The organism is Candidatus Acidianus copahuensis, from assembly GCF_000632495.1.
GTDB classification, from domain to species: Archaea; Thermoproteota; Thermoprotei_A; order Sulfolobales; family Sulfolobaceae; genus Acidianus; species Acidianus copahuensis.
This window is the reverse complement of the sequence record NZ_JFZT01000048.1, coordinates 174,702-190,187: the sequence shown is the minus strand read 5'-3', so window position 1 is coordinate 190,187 and position 15,486 is coordinate 174,702. Positions and strand designations below refer to the sequence as shown.

The following is a 15,486-nucleotide window of genomic DNA, read 5'->3' as shown; positions in this document are numbered from 1 at the left end:
ATAGTTATGATTTATAGTTACAAACTAATCAACTCTTTGATAGGGGTTTCCTATTTCGCAGTCAAACTAGCCTTACCATGGTGGAGAGGAACTTACAGGATCTAAGGATTATTCTAAACCATCGCGTAATGAGATAATAATGTTCCTAGAGATTGCGATCAGTAGTCCTACTAACTTCTTGCATAGAAAAGTCGCCTACGAAATTGTTTATCTTTTACGTAATTAGAAACGGAAATCCAAGGGATCTATATTCTCTATCTCTCTGTAGATTAAAGGATCGGAAGACTGTAAGAGTGAGAACAGAGAGTGATATCTTCTAAAAATATGGAAAGTCCATTTTACGTAATTTCCTGTTACCTATAAGAGAACAGTCGTAATAGATTTTGTGAAGTCGCTGTATCTCTGAAACGGAGGAAAAGTCTTTTCACTTCAAGACCCACATAACCACCGCACGGGATTAATCAGACAGTTCCACAAAAGGAACCTTCACCATGGTAATGGTAGATTGAGTCTGGAAAGATAACGTAGAAAGTATTACCAGAGAGTCTGAGTAGTTCATAGTAAGGAATTATCAGACCAGAACTTAACAAAAAACGCTATACTAGCTATAACAACGGGTATCTCTAACAATAACATGGCATTTCCAAGGCCGATCAAACTCGATAAATATCCTACGATGGCTGGTACGCCCATAAATAGAATATTATTATATGCAAGAAAATATGAATTAGCTGCATTTCTTTCATCTTGAGTAGTTGATCTAGCTATCATTATCGTAGACATTGGAAAGATTGAACCATGAGGTATTCCTAGTATGGCCATCAGTAATATGAAGGTGAGATAAGAAGGAGATAAAATTATTCCTAAAAGACCACATATGGTAATTAGAATTGATACTAACAAGGGTAGTCTTAGTGTTTTAAATGGTCTTATTGTCATATAACTTCTTGTTAGGAACGATAAAGCAAAAAACGGAATATAAGAGAAGTAAGCCACATCATTAGGTAAATCAAATTTTGTTTTAGCGTAAATTGTCAGAAATGCTGTTAAAGCTGCAAATGGAACATTATAGGTTGTTATAGAGAGAATTGAAGATATGAAACCCTTATTTCTTAACGCGTTCTTTCCTCGTTTCTCCGTTGATATATCAGGAAATCTGATTGTGAACGATAACACAGCCCCAAGTAACGCAATAGGTAAAAAGGCAATAAATACAGCTCTATAAGCTTCGCTACCGCCTATTTTAAGTACATAACTTTCCAGAGAGGGGCCTATAATTAGACTTATACTTAGACTAGTTGAATATAACCCTAATAATTTTTCAGCTAATCTTCTTTCATTAACCAACGAGGCTGAGGTTATTAAATTTGGTAAAATCAGTCCTGAGGCTATTCCGGCTACCGGTGTAACTAACCATAAAATATATTGATTCGCAAAGAAATATATTATTAATACTATCACAATAGCGATATTAGATATAATAAAAGCCTTTCTTCTCTTAATTGGATTAAGTAAAGGATTTAAATACGATGTAGATATAAAAGTTGAAATATATATTAAAGTATCTAAAAATCCAGAAAATAAATTACTGAATCCAAAAACATATTTTCCAAATGGAGGCAAGGTTGTTACTATCATATTATTTGTTGCTCTAGAGGCTATCGTAATCAGAGCTAAAGTTATCGCCATATAAGCAAATGATTTTAATCTATCCATAGCGGACGATGTCTTCTCTCTTAGATTTAAAAAACTTTCATTAGATTAAAGCAAGTATTTGGGGATATGCTAACATATATAAGCATTATTCTTTCCATATAATATATCAACTTTTAGATTTAATAGATATTTCTTGAAATAATAATTATTAAATAATTGTCTTTGACTATCTTTTATTTTTAAATAATACTCCTTAGTATGTAAGTGTTTTGTGGAGCAAAAAACATCTTTACCTTATAATAAGCATTACAAACCTTAACGAGAGAAAGATAATTATTTATTTTATCTTCTATCCTATAATATTTATATAGATTCTTATTTGACTAAATTCTATCAATATTTATTTTTGTAATAAAAAAACCTTCTGTTTTATTTTCATGTGGAAAGAACCTGACGGAAAGACTACCAGATTTAAACTGTGTATATCCATGAGAACCAAAGTTTAATGGTTTCTCTAATGAGTTCACTAAATTCTCAAAAATAATTTCGCCTTCTTCAGGGAATATTGAACATACAGAATATATAATGTAATCAGCTTTAACTTTATATATATTATCCAAAATAGACTGTTGAAGCTGAGAAAAAGACAATATCCTAGACTTTTCTAACTTCAATAAAATACTAGGTTCGTTAGCTATTATTCCAGATGAAGAGCAAGGTGCATCAAATAGTACTTTATCTGCTGAAATTACAGAGTTACTCGATGAGTCCTGATTTATTATATTGATCCTTTCCATATTTACACCTAATTTTCTTAGAAGTTCAATCTCTTTATGAAGTCTCCTTCTATCCATATCCGCTAACACTAATGTTACCTTATTTTCGGTTATTGCGGATATTTGTGACGCCTTTATTCCAGGGCTTGAAGATACATCAAAAATTAGATCTCCATTTTCAGGCTTTAAGGCCTCAACAACGGCAGAACTAGCCTTGTCTTGGAAAATAATGCTAAAATTCCTATAGTATTCTGTAGCCTTGATATTTCCACTTAATACCTTTGCCATGTAATAGATATCATTATCTTGTTCTATCATTATTCCGAGCTTTTCTAAACCTAAAATTACCTTATCTACATCGGCCTTAAGCGTATTTATTCTAATCCATTTAGTGTTATTTACAAATGATTTTTCAAGAGATGATACGTCTAAATAATTTACTAATTCTTCCCTAGCCCAATTAGGAAGTAATGGTCTAACACCATTTGACAAAAATTCTTTTATTTTTTCCGATCTTCTTCTTCCATTTAACGAAAAATAACTTAGAACAAGTTCTCTACTTTTTTCATATATATTATCATAATTTACTTTTTTAATTTTTTTATATTTTTAGTTTTTGAAAAAGCAATAGGAATGGGATCTCCTTGCTCAACGTAATACAAGAAAGTTGAGAGAAAGTCCTCTATAGACGTCATATAAATCACATAATTCTATAAGTCACTTCAGGAGTAGACAAGTTCTCCTTAGAAATCTTGAAAAAACACTCTATCGCTTTTCTTCCTTTAAGTCCTAATTCTTTAGAACCAGGACTTACGAGATGTAAATTTTCTTGAATAGATGCAGATTCTCTTATTATCGCTTTTACTTTAGGTATTACATCTTCTGGTACAGTGCCAAGTAAAATAACCTTCAGTACGATAGGTAAATCATTACATTTACTCTTCCAGACATTTGATAACGGGATTTCATAGCTTTCTGTTGTAACTTTACTACAGTCTTGAGACGACGTAGTTACTGGAATAGCTTTTGGATTTAGAAGAGCTCTGACCAAATAAAACTCAGTCGAGTTACTACCCGATACACATATCTTTTCAATATTGGTATTAGAAATACCTAACGAGTTCACAACTATTGCTCCATTACTTAATATAGTGGCTTTTCCTAGGTGAAAAAATACCGGTAAAGGAGCGTATATTAAATCAAAATTTGATAATTTAAATTTTAATTCATCTTCCTTAACTTTTTCAGTCTCTAATTCAATTCCCCTATTGACTTTCTTCTCAATAATTGGTAAGACTGGTACTAAATCCTCTTCTTTTGAATAAGCTAAAGTTAACTTCAATCCATGAAGGAGATTAAACTAAAAAATATTAAGTTTTTTATATAAAAACATGATTGCTGTACTTGGTTCAGGATATGCTGGTCTCAACGCATTCTATAATATAAGAAATAAAAATAAGGTAATTATCTCAGAAAAAAAAGAGTTTATCTTTTACACCGCAATGATTAGAAATTTAGTTGAACCGACCAGATACTCAGTTGGTCTTGAATTTGTAGTTAATGCAAAAATTAAGGACATTGATCTAGAAGCATTAAGCGTTTACACTGATAAAGGGAAAATAGAGGCGGATTCGATTATTTTAGCTCTTGGATGTACAAGACAGAATCTATTTCAATTTTTAGATGATGTCAAGAAAAAAGATAACTTTTGTATTTCCGCTGAAGAATCTATAGATGACTATCTAGCATTACAAATATCGTTGTATGCGAAGGCGAAGGGCAAAAACGTAAAATATGCTGGCGGTTTTCTAAGCTGGTTAGGGAAAGAAGTGGAGGATATAGTAAAAAATGAAACTGAGAAAAAATTGAGCCTTTGTGATAAACCAGACTTAATTTTCTCCAAATGTGAGCCTCCTCCTTTTTTAGGATTCCAAAAAGTTGATAGTTATCTAAAAGTGAAGAGTAATATTTACGCTATAGGAGATATAATATATGGATGGCCAAAGCTAGGGGAGCTTGCTATGAGAACAGGTAAATATGTAGGAAAAGAAATTCTAAGAAAAGATGATAAATTTTATCCAATATTCATAAATATAATTGATATGGGTGATGGAAATGCAATCCATATACGTTCAGATGTCCCATGGGGAGGTAAAAAAGTAAGCATAAAGAAATCAAAGATAAGAAGTTATATGAAAAGATTTATAGAAAAATATTATATATGGAGAAAAGGTAATATGGGATTCCTTTATTACCTATAGATGCCCAGGGACTGGGGGGAATCAGGGGAAATCCTCCTCATTTAACTTAGTCCCTGAGCATCTCAAGAGTAATGTATAGAGTAAGCTGGATAAAATACTTTTGGGATTATGGAAATTTCTTTAATATGATGAATACTCTAATCATAAAATTTGTCATCAGTAAGGAAAGAATTCCTTCCATTCCTATTGACTAAATCAATATTTTTTATATATAAATCCTTAGAAATCAAGACCATTAGACCTTTTTCCTTCAAAACCTAAAAAGCTATACATTGTTTTAATTATGGATTTAAATAATCTAAACTGTGAAAACTGAAGCTAATGATATACAATTTTCCTCTTTACTTAGTTTGAAGTAAACTTATGTATAAGGGTTTAAGTGATCCCATTTATAAGATAGAACGTTATTAAAGGTCAGTTTAGAGTGTAATGAGAACTGACGGGATCGTAGACATTTATGAAATTTCACAACTCTAACCCTCTATCAAACTTTATAAGCAGAAATGATATATCTTATTTATGCCGGGATCGCCTAGCTCGGTAGGGCGGCGGCCTGCTAATTGAGCAGTTAGCCGTTGAGGGAAACCTCACGCGGGTTCAAGTCCCGCTCCCGGCGCCTTATATACGAAAACACATTACCTATCTAGAATTGTATGATTTTGTTCAGTGTCAACAAAATAGATATATAATAGTTTTTAACCTTTAAAAAGAGAAGTACATGAGAGCTTTAAACCACATATTATTACTATCTAGAGAATAAAATATATTAATTAGGCTCTATATAGCGTCTATAATAATGTAAACTCTTTTTATATAAGAGACTAGATAAGGTAAGTGTAAAAATTAATCTAGTTAAAGGAAGTTATTAATCCTTTTTTAATTGAAAGTTTAAATTCGAATCGATGATAAAAAGGAACTAGATATAATATGAGTCTAAAAGACCTTATTATGGCATTATTCCAACTTGATAAAGACTGGACTACTAGAATAGTAATGGCAATGCTTGTTATGAGCGTTGTGTGGGGCCTTTTAGGCGTAGTAGATTCTCTTATGGTTAGAATACAAGAAACCTTTTGGGGGACGTACGGTATATTACCTCTAACTTCGCAGGAATATTATGCAGGTATAACATTACATGCGGAAAGAGACCTATTTGGATTTGCACAACAATTAATTTATGCAATATTTATTTATTTTACAATTAAGCTATTGAATCTCCAACCTAGGGCTAAGTGGTTACTTAGTCTTTCATTTATTCTTATTAATATTTCTATGATGTTTATGGAGGGACCTATAGTAGCATATCCGACCTTCAATGATAATTACTTTACAGCAACAAGCTGGTACTACTTATCTCCAATAGGACTACCTGATTTCTCACAATATGTTGCATCACCCTTGTTCTTTATCGGTTGGATAATGCTTGACGCTTTTACATATTTAGCAGGTGTCTGGATTGTTTACCATTATTATATTGCTAGCAAACAGCTTAAGGAAAAGTTACCTGTACCTTTAGTCTTCTTCTTAATGAACACTTTACTATTTATGATCGGATATTCTGGAGTGACTGCAGCAGATATATGGGACATATTAGCGTATTACCACGTAGTTGGACTCGACGTTATAGCGAACCAGATAGCATTCTGGATATTTGGACATGCAATTGTATATATGGCTTGGTTACCTGCAGTAGGAGCACTATACTTACTCATTCCAACTCTCGCAAACAAACCGCTTTTTAGCGATAGAATGGGAAGGATATCTGCCTTACTATACTTGATATTTTCAAATAACGTGCCTATACATCATCTATATATGGTAAACCTACCTGTTCCAATAAAGATCCTTCAAGAAGTTCTTACATACGCTGTAGTTGTTCCATCAATGATGACTTTCCTCAACTTATGGGCTACAGTTAAGGGAGCTAATGTTAACTTCAACGTAATAACAGCCTTTACTGCAACAAGCTTTGCAGGGGCTATAGCTGCAGGGGTTACAGGAATAGCAAATGCAACTATTGCTTTTGATTCCATTATTCATAATAGTATGTGGGTTCCTGGCCACTTCCACGCAATGATACTTCTTTCAATAGTTCCAGCAGCTATGGCAGTTCTATATTTCATGATACCTATGATGTCAGGGAGACAATGGTTTTCCGGAAAAATGGCATGGACTCATTTTGTTGGTTATGTAACAGGTTCTATCTTACTAATAATGGGTATGGAACTAGAAGGAATGGAAGGCCTAATTAGAAGGGCAGAGATCTTCCCTAGAATTCCTAGCCTTATTTTCGCGGAGAATCTAGCTACAGTTGGTGCGATAATAGCACAACTGGCAACTCTGGTTTGGTTCCTCAACTTAGTTGCCACGTTAGTTAAGGGAAGACCAGTAAATTTAGAGGGAATGTCAGTAGGTTCGCTCATAAATACTGTAGCTATGTCATTAGATCTATCGTCTTCAAAACTAAGTTTTAATAACTTTAAGAAAATAGGAAAAACTATGAACAGTAAAGCTCTAGGTACAGACTGGGTTCTAGGTATAATAGGATCCCTAATAATTATTGCAAGTACTTTTCCACTCGCATTCTCTGGTAATACATATGACTCATTTATTTGGGCTTGGATAATTCTATTAACAATAGGAATAATACTAATTTCGTATCCCGTCCTAAAGGGTGCGAAGAGTTTATAATCTTTTTTTTATAAATAGTAGTTAAAATTAAAGGTGATATGAATGGATAAAAAAGAAAGATGGGAATTAACCTGGACATTAACTGTAATAGTTTTATTCGCATTTGTAATAGTTAGTACTTTTCCTCTTGACTTTGTAGTTGGTGGAGTTCCAAGCGTGATTAGCGAGCTAAACGGTGTTCCCTCCCAAAAGATCATACAAACTCATATAACTTCGTATCAGTACTTGTTTAAGATTAATGAAAGTGGAGCAATCTTATCAAACGAACTTGGAATGCCTTTTTACTACAATCTGATAGTGGCTCATCCAGGAGAGTTCTTAAATATCTCAATGACATCAGCTGACGTAACTTCAAACTTTTACTTTGCAGATTATGCTGATAAAGTTGTTACTGATCAGATAGTTCCAGGGTTAGTTGAGTACGATGTTTTACCTGTACCCAATATAACAGGAGCCTACGCCTTCTTAGGTGGTGAATACAATGGACCTTGGTATAGTTATCAGACAGGGCTATTAATCAGCTTACCTTATTCTGGGTACTTTACTTCAGGTAACATAAGCAAATATATTTCTCAAACTCAGATAGCTTATACATCTGCCTTAAAGGGAGACCCATATAATCCTCCAATAGTTCAGTATACATCAGTGTCTAATCCTACTGTAATATTGGTAGGTGATCAGTACGGCGTATTTAATAAGACAATTCCTGGACCAACAATAGTTGTAAACCACGGATCTACTGTAACACTATCTATGTACATGCCTTTGCCAAATGATGAACGTAATTACTTATATAACTATTCAGCCTCAGGAACTCCATATCCGGTAACTGATATAAAAATTGGTGTATATGCTATATGGTGGAATGGAACTATTACTCTTGTATCGGAACAACCAATACACTACAATACATATCAGACTTTCTCGTTCAATTCTACAGCTCCAGCCTATGTTTATGGCATAATAACACCAGTATACTACAACTATAATCCAAGCAATCTTAGTGGGACATACGGATCTCTAATAGGGTTTGATAAAGGATACATAATGGGGGCCTGGGGAGTAATATTAGTGGAGGGGAACTAAAATGGTTAGCTTCTTCAAAGTTCTTGGAATAGGATACATATTAGCTATCGCTCTTCTAGTTTGGGAAATAGGCGATGTAACACTTCACGCTGCGGCAACACCTTACACATTATCATTCATGGGTGCAGCATTCCTAGGCTTTCTATTATTCTTCCTATTCGTTTACTTTGCTCCTCAAGATGAAGAAAAGAAATAATTTTTTATAAGTTAATTAATTTTTTAAAATTATTTTCTATATATTTCTCCACTTCTACTAAAGGTATTGCTTTAATTTCAGCTATCTTTTCAATAGAGTACTTTACATTGCATGGTTCATTTCTTTCTCCCTTCCGAGGAGGAAGAAAAGGAGAGTCGGTTTCTGTTAATAGATTATTAATGTTAATTTGTTTTACTATTTGTTGCCTATACTTATCTCTCACTATAATTGGTGGAATGGAAATATATCCTCCTAAGTCTTCAATTTTTAAGGCGTTCTTTATGCTACCCTCAAACGCATGCATAACAAATTTTACATTAAAAGAACCTATCATATCTAGAAAATCCTTAATACCCCCTCGTATGTGCACTATCAATGGCTTATTCTTTTTCTCTCCTATTTCAAGAAATATATTAAGGATATTAATTTGCCTTCTTCTTGCCTCTTCATCCTTTACCCAATAATAGTCTAGTCCAACCTCACTTATAGCAACTGCCCTATCTACTAGAGGAATAACGTTTTCTAACTCATTGACTTTTTCGACGAATTCTGGATGTAAACCAATCGCAGGGAAGACATTACTAAACTTAGTCGACAATTCTAGCGTTCTAAGATCACTTTCATAATCTACGCCAGCATTAACTATAATGATATTACACCTACTTATTACATTTCCGATATCCTGAAAAAATTCATTGGAATCTACATGCGCATGTATATCTATTAACATTTAAAAAAAGATATTGGAAAAATTAGGTTAAAAATTATTTCCAGGGTTCCTTAAGCAGTGTTATTTTTACTGCATTTTCCTTCTCATCAAATATAACTTTAACAAGATCTCCTTCCTTAATCTGAAATTTTTGCCTTATCTTGGCTGGTATTGTTACCTGATAGTTTCTACTTACTTTTACTATTTCTTCCGTTTCCACTAATATCACTAGATATTCACTTGTTATCCATATATATAAATCTTTTTATATAGTGTAAAAATTAACTATGAATTCATTAATGATATAGTGACAACTTAGGTATGAATTCCAATGAAATATTATATCGGATATCTTATACTCTTTTGTATAAAGAGAACAAATGGAGAAAAAGTTGGAATCCTCCCTTTAAACTAATAGGAAAAAATATATAAACTAGATTTTAGAATCTTTATTTGTGAGTGAAATGGAGCAAAGTCAGATAAGTGGAACTAGAATAAAACTACCATCTGGAAAAGATGCTGGTCTAGTAGATATATTATCATTCTGTTATGGACTATCTGAAACGGATGTTCACGTACTAATGGCTTTAATGAAAGGTGAAGCTAGAGGCACGGAGGAATTAGAGAGTGAACTAAAACTTTCCAAGGCTTCGATTAACAGAAGCTTAAATAAGCTACTTGAAATGGCCTTAGTAATGAGAATAAAAGAGCCTGGAAACAAGGCAGGAAGACCTAGATATTTGTACAAAGCGAAGGATTATATGGAATTGAAAACTAAGATGTTACAAGACATAAAAGACTGCTCAGAAAGTATGGCATCATTGGTAGAAAAAGACTTCAAGCCTTCTCCATAAGGCTTTCAAGTCTATCATAAATAGTCCTTATTTTTTGAGTTAATTCTTTTTTGTCATAGATTTTTCCATTTAATATAGTCTTTTTTATATAATCTCCAGTTGATAAATATACTATATTTGATAATAATCTATCTTTAGCTAATGGTCTAAGAGAATACTTATCAAATAGGGCTAAATCCGCTACGTAACCTGGTTTAATCTTACCACCCTTAACTCCAAGGAGTTTGTATCCATTTAAGGTAGCTGCTGTAAACACGTCTAATGCCTTAATTCTAGTATCCCAATAACTATGTCTCTGTAAAAGAACGGCTTCTTTCATTTCTCTTATAATATCTAAAGAATTATTACTAGCTGGACCATCGGTACCTATAGTAACATTAATACCCAATTCCTTTGCCTCGTAAAAAGGAAACGCTCCAGCAGTTGCTAGCTTCATATTTGAAGTAGGACAATGAGCCGTAGACCTACTAGCCTTCAAGATCTCAAGTTCCCAACTTGATACCCAGCCTAAGTGAACTGCGTGTAAATAAGGGGTTAATCCTAATTTATTTATATATTCTACTGGAAATAAGCCTAATTTTCTCTTTGTATCATAAATTTCTTTTCTAGTTTCTGACAAATGTATATGGATCCACGTTTTTAATTCTTCGGCTAATTCCTTAGCGAGAATTATAGTTTTCTCATCAGTTGAATATATACTATGCACATTAATTATTGGAATAAAGAACTTGCTCTTTTTAAGAGAACGCTGAACTCTTTCTACTTGGTTAGGATCATTGATCGAGTTTAAGAATGTCATCCCAGCAGCTGCCCTTATTCCATAGAGTTCAGAAAATTCAGCTACATCCTCAGGATTAAAGTACATATCAACAAAACCGGTAATCCCATAAGACATCATTTCCAAAATTCCAATTTCTGTACTTAATCTGAACGTTTCCCTTAAGGCTTTTCTTTCCTCTTCCCACATCTTTGAAAGCCATATATGTAGATTAGAATCGTCATAATACCCTCTTAGAAATATCATACCAAGATGAGTATGAGCATTTACAAAACCAGGAGTAACTACAAATTCAGAACAATCTATTTCCTCTCCTTGTGTATCGTCCCCAACTGCTATAATATAACCGTTATCTATAACTATGTTTACGTTTTCCCTAACTCCGTCTAAATCTAGCACATAACTGCAGTGTGTTAGAGTATACGTGTTATTTTGAAAAACCAATTGAACTCACCTTTTCTAATCACTTTCCCTTCTACATTTAACTTCCTCTTAAATAGAGGGGCATTAACAACAAATGTCTCTGCTTCTCCTCCTTCTAAGGCTGGATTAAATCCGTATTTTTTAGCAGCTCTAATTATTTTCTCTGTATCTTCTTCATTAATCTCTTTTCCTACTAGATTTGCTGGAAAGCCATAAGCAGAGGTTGATATTATCAAGAATCTAAAACCTTCCGTTACTATTTCCCTTAAGTAATTTTCCTGGTCTTTTCTCCATAGGGGAGAATAGACTTTAAGTCCTAATTCCTCTGCTATTAAGTTTATATTAAGCCTTTGATAGTCAGATAAAATAGCCCCAGTAACTATTCCATCTATATTTTTTTCTTCTTTTGCCTTAACAAAGGCTTTCCTTAAGTCATTTATCTCTTCTCCCTTTTCCCCCGTAGATTTTTGCGATATTATAGGGATGCCTAATACTTTTGCTTGGTATATAGTGAATTCAACGTTAGGATACTGAAACATCCATGAATCCTCTTTCATAGGAATTATAGTTATTAGGCATTCAACATTGAACCCTTTGAATATTGCCCAGTGTAAAGCGTAAGTGCTATCTTTACCACCAGAAAACATACTACAGATCTTCATATTGTATAGCAAAATATGGTATGACTAGTTGTTCCCAATAAGCCCTTTGCTTTAACTATCCTAGTATTAATTAGCTTAAGTTTCTTAAACTCAAAGTCATGGCTTACAATTTTCAAGCGTTTATTGCCTGAATCGAGTATCATCCGTTCAACTATTTCGTTAGCTCTACTGGATAAGTATACTGTAACTACTGTAGCCCTTCGAAGCAAGAAATCTGCTATATATATTATGTCTCCACATATAACTTCCACTTTATCATTTTTAGATTCATGACATAGCTTTCTTTCTATTTCTACGCCTATAGCCTCACTCACGTGAAACTTTTCTTTAGCCAAACTTATTAGTCTACCATCTCCAGAACCTAAATCAACTACTATATCATCCTCTCCAGCTTCAACACATCTAAGCATTTCTTCTGCAACTTCATATGGAGACGGTATAAAAGGTACTAATAACACGATATATTTTAGGTGATATGCATAAATAAGGATACCAGTTACTTTAGAATGATTGTACTCTTTGTGAATACCTTCACCGGTTTTAGCAAATCTATAAAGTAGTTTATATTTCTAAGAGAGAGGAGAGAAGGATCAATAAGCCTTAATTCCTCAGTTCCTATTAAATAAGTATTGTTCGATTGCCTTAAAAGACTCATAAACGAATTAACTTTGCTTATATTCCTTAGTAGAAAGTTAGTTTTATAACATCCTAATAGGGGTTGTGGCTGATCTAAAATTGGTATTACAGCATCAAAATCCTTCGAACATAAAAGGTCTGCTATACTAGTTCTCACAAACGGAAAATCACAACCTGTTATGAAAACTTTTTCTGACCTGATATAAGGCAACGCGTACTCTACGGCTCTTAGTGGTCCATTACCCTTGTCTAAGATCTCCGTTTTGGTAATGCCTCTTTTAAATCTAGAAACAATTATCGCATTGTTGAACTGCTCTACAACTCTCTTAAGCATCGATTTTCCACTTAGTTCAAAATCACATTTATCGCATCCAAATCTCTTAGACTCTCCTCCTGCCAAAACGATAACGTCATACCATGAACTTTTGCATTTTAATCTTGCTTCCAATTTCATAAGTAGTTCCTCTCTTTAATATCGTAAATCCGCTTGCTTTATATAACTCACTAAAAAGTCCTACTCCCCATCTGAGAGGAATTGCTCCTTCCTCAGTTTCTTTTAAAAGATATACTGAATCCATTTTATGATCAACCTTTAGATCTGCTAAAAGAGATACGTCCTTATATTCTCTTATCTCAGAACCGATGAGTCTTGAAATTAAATGTAAACCATGTTCATGGAAGGAGACAACAGATGAAACTATTTGTCCAGGAAGAACGAGTATAGGCTTCCTTTCAATCAAGCCTACTCCTCCTCTTTTTACTATGTTGACGGAGACTCCTTCAAAAAGTAGTTCACCTAGGGATTTAATTACTTTTTTAATAAAGTCCTTCTCTCCTACTGATGAACCTCCTATTGAAATCACAAAATCATACTTTAAAGCTTCTTTCATCTTTTCTCTCACTGATTCCTCGCTATCCCTAGCTACACCTAAGTAGTGAACCTCACCAAATTTTTCTAGGATAGGTATCAAAACTGGAGATATAGAGTCGGGAATATCTCTATCTTCATAGTAAGGAGCGATCTCATCTCCATTAGCAAAAACAGCAAAATTTATGTTAAAGACCTTAACTTCTCTTATCTTCTGTATATTTAAGATTCCTAAATGATAAGGAGAAATAATTTCTCCTTTTCTAAGAATGATTTCTCCTTTTTTTATATCCTCACCTTTAGGTCTTATGTCCTTTCCTTCGTAAACGTTTTCGCCTATATATAGCCAACCATCCTCTACTTTTGAAGCCTCTAACCTAACTACAGCGTTTGAACCAATAGGAATTGGTGATCCAGTAGTAACATAATATGCCTCTCCTTGTGATATTAAAGGAACTTCTTTACTTGATGGAAATAATTTTCCCTTAATCTTTAGCTTGGTACTATCATTTCCAATCTTTATCGCATAGCCATCCATGGCAGAAAGATCCCTTGAAGGTATATCAATTTTGGAAACTATGTTTTCTGCACAAATCTTTCCAACTGATGCGAGAAGTGGAACAACTTTTGTATTAGGATCGCTAAAGCTTTTCTGATCTATTAGCTTCCTTGCTTCATCTAAGGAGATAAGCATAGATAGTAATATATCCACTGAGGTTAATATGGTCTGCATATTTCAGATTACAGGAAAGAAGGACTCAGGTAAGACTCTTGCCATAGAGATGGCTGTGAAGAAACTTAAATCAGAAGGGTTTATAGTAGGAGTTGTGAAACATTCTCATCATATAATAGATTCTGAAAATAAAGATACATTTCGCGTGAAAAGAGCTGGAGCGGATATTGTAATTTTTCACAGTAATAATTGCGCTCTTTTCTTTGATTGTGATGACTACCTAAGTCTCATGCCCGTAGACGTGATCTTAGTTGAGGGATTTAAAGGGTTAGAATTAGGAATAAAACTTGAGATTGAGAATCCAAATCAAGCCCCAGAAATAGCTGAGAAAATAGATAAAATGGTATCTGAATGCAAAGAGAGAGTAGAAGGAAGACTATATATAGATGGTAAAGATAATAGTGAACATAACTTATTATCGCTTTTTATAATAAGACTAATGAAGAAGAAGAACATAAGGGAGATTAAGCTTGTTGATTGAAGGATCAGAGATAATTTCTATAAGCTGTAACTCCACAGTCGAGGAAGCTATATTCTTTATGAAAAGAAACAATATAAGAAGAATAGTAGTTATATGTGAAGATAAAATAGAAGGTATTTTTACCGTAGACGAAGCACTTAGCAACCTCATTTATAGATCTGAAGAGAGATTAGGTAAAATATCGCTTAAACCAGCAATTAAAGTAAAAAGTTCGTCATATATAGATGTTGTAAAGTCTATGATCGAACAAGATGTAGATTCAGTTATATATAAAAATAAAATAATTACAGAAAAAGACGTTGTTTTCACATATGAGTGGGGAGACGAATATGCAGATTCCTTATCTCATGAGGCTATAAGCGTTGAAGGTTTTACTAGTCTAGTTACTGCAATTAATATAATGGTAAAACAAAAAATAAGACATCTCCCGGTTATAGAGAGAGAACCACTTGGTATGTTATCAGCTAGGGATATACTTTACTACTATTCAGAAAAATTAGATCTTAACGTTAGTGTAAGAGACGTTATGACTCCAAAGATTATAGAAATAAATAAAGGAACTACAATGACTGAGGCAGTAAAGATAATGAAGGAAAACAATATTGGAAGCCTTATGACAGGCCTTAAAATTATTACTTTAAGAGATTTTATCAAATACATATATAGGCATATCTAA

At 33.4% G+C, this 15,486-nt stretch carries 17 protein-coding genes and 1 tRNA gene; 8 read left to right on the top strand and 10 right to left on the bottom strand.

What is annotated here, in order from left to right; all coding sequences use genetic code 11:
- Nucleotides 1-555: 555 nt before the first annotated feature.
- The 3 genes from CM19_RS09870 to CM19_RS09860 form a co-directional block, all read right to left on the bottom strand.
- Nucleotides 556-1,716, bottom strand: coding sequence for an MFS transporter (locus tag CM19_RS09870; RefSeq protein ID WP_048100263.1), 1,161 nt, complete (start codon nt 1,714-1,716; stop codon nt 556-558).
- Between the two features lie 323 nt (nt 1,717-2,039).
- Entirely contained in the window at nt 2,040-2,924 is an 885-nt protein-coding gene (locus CM19_RS09865; protein ID WP_052349516.1) for an RsmB/NOP family class I SAM-dependent RNA methyltransferase, read from the bottom strand.
- A gap of 208 nt (nt 2,925-3,132) precedes the next feature.
- Nucleotides 3,133-3,774, bottom strand: a complete 642-nt coding sequence (locus tag CM19_RS09860) for a hypothetical protein (protein WP_048100262.1) — start codon at nt 3,772-3,774, stop codon at nt 3,133-3,135.
- Nucleotides 3,775-3,823: 49 nt separating this feature from the next.
- On the opposite strand from CM19_RS09860, the gene CM19_RS09855 reads away from it, so the two are divergent.
- The 5 genes from CM19_RS09855 (at nt 3,824) to CM19_RS09835 (ending at nt 8,666) form a co-directional block, all read left to right on the top strand.
- On the top strand, nt 3,824-4,693 hold the full coding sequence (locus tag CM19_RS09855; RefSeq protein WP_048100261.1) for an NAD(P)/FAD-dependent oxidoreductase: 870 nt from the start codon (nt 3,824-3,826) through the stop codon (nt 4,691-4,693).
- 521 nt (nt 4,694-5,214) lie between these two features.
- Nucleotides 5,215-5,309: transfer RNA gene (locus tag CM19_RS09850), tRNA-Ser, on the top strand.
- A 311-nt stretch (nt 5,310-5,620) separates the two neighbouring features.
- The gene (locus CM19_RS09845) at nt 5,621-7,384 is read left to right on the top strand and encodes a cbb3-type cytochrome c oxidase subunit I (protein ID WP_048100260.1); all 1,764 of its coding nucleotides are present in this window, start codon (nt 5,621-5,623) and stop codon (nt 7,382-7,384) included.
- Between the two features lie 42 nt (nt 7,385-7,426).
- On the top strand, nt 7,427-8,470 hold the full coding sequence (locus CM19_RS09840) for a hypothetical protein (RefSeq protein ID WP_048100259.1): 1,044 nt from the start codon (nt 7,427-7,429) through the stop codon (nt 8,468-8,470).
- A 1-nt stretch (nt 8,471) separates the two neighbouring features.
- Nucleotides 8,472-8,666: a hypothetical protein gene (locus CM19_RS09835; RefSeq protein ID WP_048100258.1), complete on the top strand. Its 195-nt coding sequence runs from the start codon at nt 8,472-8,474 to the stop codon at nt 8,664-8,666.
- 4 nt (nt 8,667-8,670) lie between these two features.
- Here CM19_RS09835 and CM19_RS09830 read toward each other — a convergent pair whose 3' ends face one another.
- Both CM19_RS09830 and CM19_RS09825 read right to left on the bottom strand, forming a co-directional pair.
- Complete coding sequence (locus CM19_RS09830) at nt 8,671-9,396, bottom strand: TatD family hydrolase (RefSeq protein WP_048100257.1); 726 nt, start codon at nt 9,394-9,396, stop codon at nt 8,671-8,673.
- 34 nt (nt 9,397-9,430) lie between these two features.
- Nucleotides 9,431-9,595: an AbrB/MazE/SpoVT family DNA-binding domain-containing protein gene (locus tag CM19_RS09825; RefSeq protein ID WP_048100289.1), complete on the bottom strand. Its 165-nt coding sequence runs from the start codon at nt 9,593-9,595 to the stop codon at nt 9,431-9,433.
- A gap of 244 nt (nt 9,596-9,839) precedes the next feature.
- Here CM19_RS09825 and lrs14 point away from each other — a divergent pair, with 244 nt between their 5' ends.
- Nucleotides 9,840-10,229 (top strand): Lrs14 family HTH-type transcriptional regulator, encoded by a 390-nt coding sequence (gene lrs14, locus CM19_RS09820; RefSeq protein ID WP_048100256.1) that lies wholly within the window; start codon nt 9,840-9,842, stop codon nt 10,227-10,229.
- On the opposite strand, the gene CM19_RS09815 is transcribed toward lrs14, so the two are convergent.
- Genes CM19_RS09815 through CM19_RS09795 form a run of 5 tightly spaced genes read right to left on the bottom strand, consistent with a single transcriptional unit; the run spans nt 10,213 to nt 14,290 of the window.
- Nucleotides 10,213-11,451, bottom strand: a complete 1,239-nt coding sequence (locus tag CM19_RS09815) for an amidohydrolase (protein ID WP_048100255.1) — start codon at nt 11,449-11,451, stop codon at nt 10,213-10,215. The genes lrs14 and CM19_RS09815 overlap by 17 nt on opposite strands.
- Entirely contained in the window at nt 11,421-12,092 is a 672-nt protein-coding gene (locus tag CM19_RS09810; RefSeq protein WP_048100288.1) for a diphthine--ammonia ligase, read from the bottom strand. Before CM19_RS09810 ends, CM19_RS09815 begins: the two co-directional genes overlap by 31 nt.
- On the bottom strand, nt 12,089-12,550 hold the full coding sequence (locus CM19_RS09805) for a class I SAM-dependent methyltransferase (RefSeq protein ID WP_235185665.1): 462 nt from the start codon (nt 12,548-12,550) through the stop codon (nt 12,089-12,091). The genes CM19_RS09810 and CM19_RS09805 overlap by 4 nt, the downstream gene beginning before the upstream one ends.
- 38 nt (nt 12,551-12,588) lie before the next feature.
- Nucleotides 12,589-13,182 (bottom strand): molybdenum cofactor guanylyltransferase, encoded by a 594-nt coding sequence (locus CM19_RS09800; protein ID WP_048100254.1) that lies wholly within the window; start codon nt 13,180-13,182, stop codon nt 12,589-12,591.
- A complete protein-coding gene (locus CM19_RS09795) occupies nt 13,139-14,290 on the bottom strand; it encodes a molybdopterin molybdotransferase MoeA (protein ID WP_048100253.1) in 1,152 nt (383 codons plus the stop codon). Before CM19_RS09795 ends, CM19_RS09800 begins: the two co-directional genes overlap by 44 nt.
- A 28-nt stretch (nt 14,291-14,318) precedes the next feature.
- Here CM19_RS09795 and mobB point away from each other — a divergent pair, with 28 nt between their 5' ends.
- Together mobB and CM19_RS09785 are read left to right on the top strand one after the other, a co-directional pair.
- Nucleotides 14,319-14,810, top strand: coding sequence for a molybdopterin-guanine dinucleotide biosynthesis protein B (gene mobB, locus CM19_RS09790; RefSeq protein ID WP_048100252.1), 492 nt, complete (start codon nt 14,319-14,321; stop codon nt 14,808-14,810).
- Nucleotides 14,800-15,486 carry a CBS domain-containing protein gene (locus tag CM19_RS09785; protein WP_235185664.1) on the top strand — a complete coding sequence of 229 codons (687 nt, stop codon included), beginning with the start codon at nt 14,800-14,802 and terminating at the stop codon, nt 15,484-15,486. The genes mobB and CM19_RS09785 overlap by 11 nt, the downstream gene beginning before the upstream one ends.